5 protein-coding genes and 2 pseudogenes are annotated in these 7,229 nt (G+C 46.3%); all 7 read left to right on the forward strand.

Features of this window, described 5'->3' with window-relative positions:
- Nucleotides 1-221 (forward strand): annotated as a pseudogene (locus tag BZL41_RS00050) (hemolysin secretion protein D); the annotation flags it as partial.
- Nucleotides 222-666: 445 nt separating this feature from the next.
- Entirely contained in the window at nucleotides 667-1,284 is a 618-nt protein-coding gene (locus tag BZL41_RS27630) for a hypothetical protein (RefSeq protein ID WP_143517978.1), read from the forward strand.
- Between the two features lie 1,031 nt (nucleotides 1,285-2,315).
- Nucleotides 2,316-3,056 carry a response regulator transcription factor gene (locus tag BZL41_RS00055; RefSeq protein ID WP_095597411.1) on the forward strand — a complete coding sequence of 247 codons (741 nt, stop codon included), beginning with the start codon at nucleotides 2,316-2,318 and terminating at the stop codon, nucleotides 3,054-3,056.
- Between the two features lie 72 nt (nucleotides 3,057-3,128).
- A complete protein-coding gene (locus tag BZL41_RS27635; protein ID WP_143517979.1) occupies nucleotides 3,129-3,815 on the forward strand; it encodes a type IV pilus biogenesis/stability protein PilW in 687 nt (228 codons plus the stop codon).
- Between the two features lie 90 nt (nucleotides 3,816-3,905).
- Nucleotides 3,906-4,367 (forward strand): hypothetical protein, encoded by a 462-nt coding sequence (locus tag BZL41_RS27640; protein WP_143517980.1) that lies wholly within the window; start codon nucleotides 3,906-3,908, stop codon nucleotides 4,365-4,367.
- On the forward strand, nucleotides 4,364-4,900 hold the full coding sequence (locus tag BZL41_RS27645; RefSeq protein ID WP_143517981.1) for a hypothetical protein: 537 nt from the start codon (nucleotides 4,364-4,366) through the stop codon (nucleotides 4,898-4,900). Before BZL41_RS27640 ends, BZL41_RS27645 begins: the two co-directional genes overlap by 4 nt.
- Before the next feature lie 2 nt (nucleotides 4,901-4,902).
- A pseudogene (locus BZL41_RS28780) lies at nucleotides 4,903-7,229 on the forward strand (calcium-binding protein); the annotation flags it as partial.

A 7,229-nucleotide genomic window follows, 5' to 3' on the forward strand; every position in this document is an offset into this window, starting at 1 on the left:
AAAGCGTCTCCAACGACGCCATCGAAGACGAAAAACTCGGCCTCGTATACAGCACGCGCATCCAGTTGAAGGAAAAGACCCTCCAAGTCGGCGGCAAGGCAATCGCCCTATCGCCGGGCATGGCCGTGCAGGCGGAAGTGAAGACGGATAAGCGCAGGGTGATCGATTACTTCTTGAGTCCGTTGAAGGAGTATGTGGATGAAAGTTTGATTGAAAGGTAATGGTTATGTTTTTTGTATTTAAGTGAGCGAGGAATTAATTGATCAGATTATTTTGGCGGTTTTCTTGCCTGTTGATTTTTCTTGCGGTGTCTCACTGCTTGGATGATGTCGCTGTGAGATATGGTAATAGACAGGTGGCGGAATATGTTCTGTCGGATACGAATCCGGCAAGACATCTGTATTCCAATGATGGGGTGCTTCTTGGGAAGGAGCTAAATGCTGATGACGATAAGGCTGTTGTTGTAGCTACCGAGCACATTGCAGAGATCAAGCGTAAGACGGTTATTTTGCGTGTGGGGCAGCAGGTATTGCTTTGTTTCATATTTTCCTTGTGTTTTACGTTGCGTTGCTGGTTTTCTGTTCAGATAGGAGGGCGTAGCGGTATGTGGTAATTATATTTTATGGTTGTTCATCTTTTTCTCATGCAAAACGAAAGGTGTATCGGATGGTCAAGCCCGGAAGCCTAATAATATCTTGCCTGATATTTGTCTGTTTGGTTATCTCAGTGTGGATGTATAAAACATTCAGCGTGCTGCATGGAATAGAAGCCTCTACAGCAGAGATGGAAAAAGCCGTCGCATGCTTGAATAATGGATTTGCTTTCTGCGCCGCTGGTGACCAAGTTAGACACCTGATTAGCTATAGATTCTTATCGATAGATAAGATTTTCCTAGTCATCCTTTCCTTCCTTGCTGCTGTGGTGATTATTAAGTTAAGTATTGATGGAAGATTGCCGAAAGAAGGTTTTCGAGATTTATGCGTTCTTGCATCTTTTCTGTTCGCATTGTTTCTAGCAGCTCAGTATGCATCCTTTGTATTGAAGTTTCATATATGGGATTACCTGCAGGGCTCTTGGAGCGATCAAAGTATGGAGATTCTCAAGGAGAACTGCATAAAAGGTATATCGGCAACTGATTGTGGTCTGGTAAAAAAATGGCTGGACATGGCTGATTTAAAGGCTAGGATAATTGTTATTTTATCTTTGTTGCTCCTTGGGGGAATATCGATGCTTGTCGGGATTTTTTTCAGAAAATTCTTGCATAAAAGCAATGTGTCAAATTGATAGGAAGGGATTTTCATGAGCGCACTTTTCTAGTTGCACATCTTATGGGGTTTGCTGGTGGCGATTTTTGCGAAGGCTGGTGCTTATATTGATTCTTTAAACAAAAATCCAAGGTGACGTATGTTTGCTTCAATGGAAAACTACTGCCGCAAAAACTGAGTACAGCGCCTTGTTGGCAAATTGGGTGCTGTACTCAGTTTTTGCGGCCGTCAAGGGGCGTGAAATTGTGGTGCAAAAATATTTTTCTGAGACAGTAAGGGGGTGCTGATGAAGGCTCGATCTTCGAATGTGGCTTATGTATGGCTTGGCGTAAAGTTAAGTTATTGGTTTTTTGAGGCTAAGTTATGGTGAGGGTGTTTGTGAAGGTTAATTGGTAGTGGTTGGTTCTCAGTCGGCTGAGCAGATGACGGTGCGGCTTGATGAGGGTTTGATCAAGTACTTTCAGAACATGGTGGTTTATGACTTCTGAATTCTTAGTGAAGTTTGGATTTCTACTTACCGTTGGGAGCGTGATTTTAGCTGTTTATACAGGAAATTTGTTCGGTTTCTCTCGGGGGGTTAGGGAAAATTTGGAGGGGGTGAAAGATAAAGGGGAGATAAGTAAGAGAGAAAAATCATACTTCAGTTATTTTGTTGTAAATGAGTTCATTCGAAAGCTTTGGAAGTTTCTTTTTGTTTTTGGGCTTCTGTTGCTTTGTTTGGGGTTATTTATTTAAAGGGTGCGGCTGCAGGAGCTGAATGCAGCGTCTTGCCGGGAAGATCAGTGTTGTCCCCCGGTTTTGCGGTCGCCGGGGCTTATTAAAAGTGTTGCGAGGTGTCTGAGTGCTTTTTGATTTTCTTTGGGAATCTATCTGTTATTTCGTGGGCTGCTGGGTTCTGAGAATTTTTAGTTTTGGTAAGTTCCAAGATAAAAAAGGTAGTGTGTTGGTTTCTTTTTTGGTTTTCTTGTGATTGTGGCTTTTGCTATATCTATCATTTTTCTTATTAGAAATTAAGGGTGTTGGTGGTTCGATTGATTAATAGGAGGGCTAATGACACTGTCAATTGAGGAGAGAGAACTCTTTCTTGAGTTTGTTCAAGCGTCACAGTTGCTTTGTTCTTGTGAGAGATTTGATGTTTTTGTTAGGCAGTACGTAAGGCCCCTGTTTCCTCATGGGATGACATTGGCATGTATAGGTGCCATTGTTAATGGAAAGGCTGTATTGGAAAAGGCACTCACTGTTGATTACCCCACTGCTCTAATAGAGAAAATACATAAGGTCGTCGATATATCGGATCGCTCCTTGTTGGCTCGCTGGTATCAAGAGAAACAACCGCAGTTGGTAGAGTTGGGTGTGAATGATTATGTTTTGTCGGAAATGGAGCGTGCAGAGCTTCATGAATTCGGTTTCAATAATTTTGTGGCGCATGGCGTTGTTGATTTAGACGGAAAACGCGGTAGTTATTTTAGCTTCGCTGGTATTCCGGGCAGGTTGTCGTCTCACCATTCCTATCTGATGGGTATGTTGGCCCCGCATCTTCACCAAGTCCTTGTTCGAATAGTGAGAGCGGATAGTCACTGCGAAGAAAGAAATGAACTGCTCTCGCCAAGAGAGGTGGTGGTTCTAAAGTGGATTGCGGCCGGAAAAAGTAATAAGGAAATTTCTGCTTTATTGAATAGAAGTGAGTCAACGATAAGGAATCAGGTTCATTCGATATTGCAAAAGCTTGGTGCGGCTAGCCGGACTGAGGCTTTGCTTAAGGCTTATGAATTTCGTCTTATATCGAAGTGATTTTAGATCATCTGATCCATTGTTTTCTTGCCAGCGAATGGCAAAATTTCAGAGTCAATTTCGATATGGATCATGATGATGAAAATATGGAGTTCATTGCCTCTGGTTTTAGCTCTGATAAGTTCCGTGACGTATGCCATAGAGTATCCGGAGCATGATCCGCAGAGGATTCTCACGGTCAGCAAAAATGTATCAGGCCAAAATGTCTATGGTCTGGACATGCGTTACCTGGATCGCATGCTGGATGATCTCTCTCGACATGCCGGCCATTATCCACCCAGTTTTGATTCTGCAGAGCAGAAGCGGCGGGCTTCTCAGGATCTAAATGTGTTGTTGGGAATGCTGGATGTTCTATTGAAAGATAAAAAGCTTAATTTGCAAATTTTGTTGCGTTCGGCGATTGCCAACCGTATGGGACACAACCTTGATATACCCGGCTCGGCGGAAAAAGCGGAACAACAGTTTCAGGCACTTCTTCAGGCCGCACCGGGTTCTCCCCAAGGTAACTACCAGTTCGGTATTTTTCTCGCAGCGACGGGTCGTTTAGTACAGAGTGTCCCTTATTTGGAAAAGTCTCTGGCTATGGGGGTTGAAGAGGCAAATTACTCCTTGGGTATGGCATACCTAGGTACAGGTAATAAACAGGCAGCCCTTGTTCGATTGCGGGAGTATTTAAAAATAGAGCCGAACGATAACTCAATGCGGGAGTTGATAAAAACGATTGAGCTGGAGCAGAGTGGAAGCTTAAAAAATAACTAAAAATAATTTTCTGATTCGATGGCGAATCGCTGTTTATATGTCGATTAGAACGTGTTTGTCTAGTATCTGAAAGATTTTATGAGGTGGCTAATGAGGCGATTAATTCTTGGGGTTCTATTGTGCTTTTGGGGCGGTATAAGTGTTGCCGGGGAAAGCGGGGTTTATGATGAGCTTGGTAAACGTATTCTGCGTCTGGGGTTGGATTCTCTTATATCTCACGGCGTATGCAGTAATGATAACAATTGCAGGGCGGGAGATTATATTTTTTATGATAAAAGTGAAGATGGTGTTGGTTTGTATTTTTATGGAATTTCAGATCGACAGATAGTAAGGGGGCTTATCAGGGATATAGTCGGGGGAATGAGCTTTCATAAATGTGGTGATATAAGGATTACCTTCTTTAGTGCTGGGTTTGAAATTGTAAAATCGTCGCTTTTCAAACCTGAGCCTGTGGCGAAGTTTTCTATTTTGGATGAGGAGAAATGTGCGGATTTAATGAAAATGAGTAATGCCTTGCCATTTGGTACTTTATTTTTTGGGGATTATGTATGAGTCTTGAACATATTAATAGGTGTGCTTTATTTTTTAAATTCTCCCTGGCTATGTGCTTGCTTGCTGTGCTGCTGGGCTCTGCGTGGTGGTTACATTTATTTCAAAGGTCGACGGACTTGGCTATTGAAAAGGAGTTAATGGGAATGCGTCCTCGGGTTTTAACCCGCTTTTCATCAATTGATGGTGGAGCGTGGGACTTTGTTTGTTTTCTTGGCAAGTATCAATCTGTCGCATCACTGAATCTAGGGGCGAAGGTTGAGGATGAGTTGGGATTGTATATTAATGGCTTTGTAGGGGAAGGAGATCATGTATGGTGGATTTTTACTGTTAAGGATGGGGCATTGAAGGACGCTTTTCGTATCTCAAAACCTTCTCCTGCTAAAGCTAAGGATCAGATTTTTAGAGGTTATGAGGAGGGGAATATGGGCGTGAGAATGGCGCAGTGTGCATTAAGGGAAAAGGCTTTCGTATTGAAAATTGATGTTGGTAATAATGAGCCATATGTTGGGCTTTTTGAAGTTTCTGGAGATTAGAGATGGCTGGTTCTGTTGGGGGCACTGCTGTTTTTTTGGGCTTGACCATGGGTGTTGCCTTGTTAAAGAAGGAGCAGTATAAGTCTGAAGCGAATAATTATTGGAAATCAACCCGTGGTGAAGAGACGGGGTGGAATGATGCGGGCGATGCTTTTCGGCATGCCTATGTGGCTGCAAGGTTCTCGCAGGAGTATGGAGAGCATACTCCAAATATTCTTGGTCTAATAAATGAGCTTGCCTTTCCTAGTTCTGCTAGTCCTAAGGACGATGCTATGGACATATGGAATAATAGGCAGGGTTCAAGAATAGGGCAGGAATATAGTGATAGAGGCGACGACGCTGCTCTTGAGATTGCAATTGATGTTGATCACGCTATAAAAGATGGCGATCTTATTACGGACTATCGAACTGATCCTCGTGTAAATAATGGGGATGGATTTGTTGATACGGGATATTCTTGCAAAATAAACCCATCAGTTAATACGGATTTTTCAGCTGCTAAGAGTTTTATCCAGCGCCGCGATCCTCTGGTTTTAGACCTCGACGCCGATGGCATCGAAACCACCTCCGCCAATACCGGTATCACCTTCGACTTCGATTGCGATGGCCTGAAAACCGGCACCGGCTGGGTCAAGGGCGACGATGGTTTCCTGGTGCTGGACCGTAATGGCAACGGCACCATCGATACCGGCCGTGAGCTGTTCGGTGTGGATACCGTCAAGAGCAACGGGCAGAAGGCGGTCAATGGCTTCGATGCCTTGGGCGATCTGGATAGCAATGCCGATGGCGTATTCGACGCCCAGGATGCCCAGTTCGCCAACGTGCGCGTCTGGCAGGACGCGAACCAGGATGGCATCAGCCAGGCCAGCGAATTGAAAACACTGGCCGAGCACAACATCACGGCGATCAACCTGGGTTCCACACAAAGCAGCCAGAATTCCAATGGCAATATCGTCAGCGCGGTGGGCAGCTTCGTGCGTGGCGATGGTACGGAAGGCGAGGTCAATGCCAACCAGAGCCTGGCCGCCAACCTGGACTTGGCTTCCAATCCCTTCTATCGCCAGTACACCGACAAGATCGCCTTGGACGATGCCGCCAAGGCATTGCCGACTATGCAGGGCTCGGGGGCGGTCAGGGATTTGCGCGAAGCCGCGATGCTCGACTCTGGGTTGAAAAGCGTACTCACCCAATATGCCCAGGCGCAGACACGCGAACAGCAGCTCGCCCTGCTGGACAAGCTGTTGGTCGAGTGGGCCAGCAGCAGTAACTATCGGACGTTCGATCAGCGCATTTCCGATATGAACAGCGAGCGGTTCCAGTTCAAGTTCGCTTATTCGTGGGAAAACACCGGACAGGACCTGATGGGTTCGAGTTCCGGTTCCTCCGGTGGCAGCGGTAGCCTTTCGATGGGCGAAGAGGCTGGCCCGACGCAAGCGCAACTGGAGAAGAAGGCCCTGCTGGACAAGATCAAGTTGCTGGAGATTTTCAATGGGCAGAATTTCTTCAACTTCAGCAGCGTGGAGACGAAGGACAGCAATGGTAATACCCAACTCGCTCTGACATCTTCGGTTGGTGCAAACAGTGGGACCCGTTCTCTGGCTGGGATAGCAATGGGGACCATGGTCATCTACCTGACGGAGGAGGATCTGGCTCCCAACGCGGGGCAGGCGGCATTGCTCAACCAGTCTTATGCCGCACTCAAGCAGTCTATCTACGATGGGCTTCTGCTGCAGACGCGGCTGAAGCCTTATATCGATGAAGTCCAGTTGAATCTGACGGCTGATGGTATTTCGCTGGACTATTCGGGGGTAGTGGAAAAATTCCGGTCGGTATTCGCTACTTCTCACGCCACTGGTTTGGTCGACTTGCTCGAACTGCTCGGTTCGTCGATGAACAAGTCGCTGCCTAACGAAATGACGGAGTTGGCGGAGAGCTTCATTCTTTCCTTGTCCCCTGCCGAATTGGCATCTGTCCAGAGTGCCTTCCCTGGGTTGATTGCCGGTAGCGATATCGGCGAGACGGTGAACGCCATTTCCAGCAACAGCTATCTCTTCGGCTTTGCCGGCAATGATTTGCTGGTGGGTAACACAGAAAACGATGTGCTCGTTGGAGGGGCGGGGAACGATACCCTTCAAGGAAATAATGGCCAGGATGTCATGAAGGGCGGGGAAGGTAACGACGCACTCTACGGCGGCAATGGTAACGATACCCTCGAAGGTGGCGCAGGCAACGATTACCTCGTCGGTGACGCCGGTTCGGATGTGTACCGCTTCAGCCGAGGCTGGGGACAGGACTCGATCAACAACTACGACACCAGTGCCGGGAAAGT

Source organism: Pseudomonas sp. PIC25, from assembly GCF_002286785.1.
Taxonomy (GTDB): Bacteria; Pseudomonadota; Gammaproteobacteria; order Pseudomonadales; family Pseudomonadaceae; genus Pseudomonas_M.

Bases quoted from the DNA above. Each gene is read 5' to 3' on its own strand.
- BZL41_RS27630 (WP_143517978.1), top strand. From the start codon at position 667: ATGGTCAAGCCCGGAAGCCTAATAATATCTTGCCTGATATTTGTCTGT.
- BZL41_RS00055 (WP_095597411.1), top strand. From the start codon at position 2,316: ATGACACTGTCAATTGAGGAGAGAGAACTCTTTCTTGAGTTTGTTCAA.
- BZL41_RS27635 (WP_143517979.1), top strand. From the start codon at position 3,129: ATGATGATGAAAATATGGAGTTCATTGCCTCTGGTTTTAGCTCTGATA.
- BZL41_RS27640 (WP_143517980.1), top strand. From the start codon at position 3,906: ATGAGGCGATTAATTCTTGGGGTTCTATTGTGCTTTTGGGGCGGTATA.
- BZL41_RS27645 (WP_143517981.1), top strand. From the start codon at position 4,364: ATGAGTCTTGAACATATTAATAGGTGTGCTTTATTTTTTAAATTCTCC.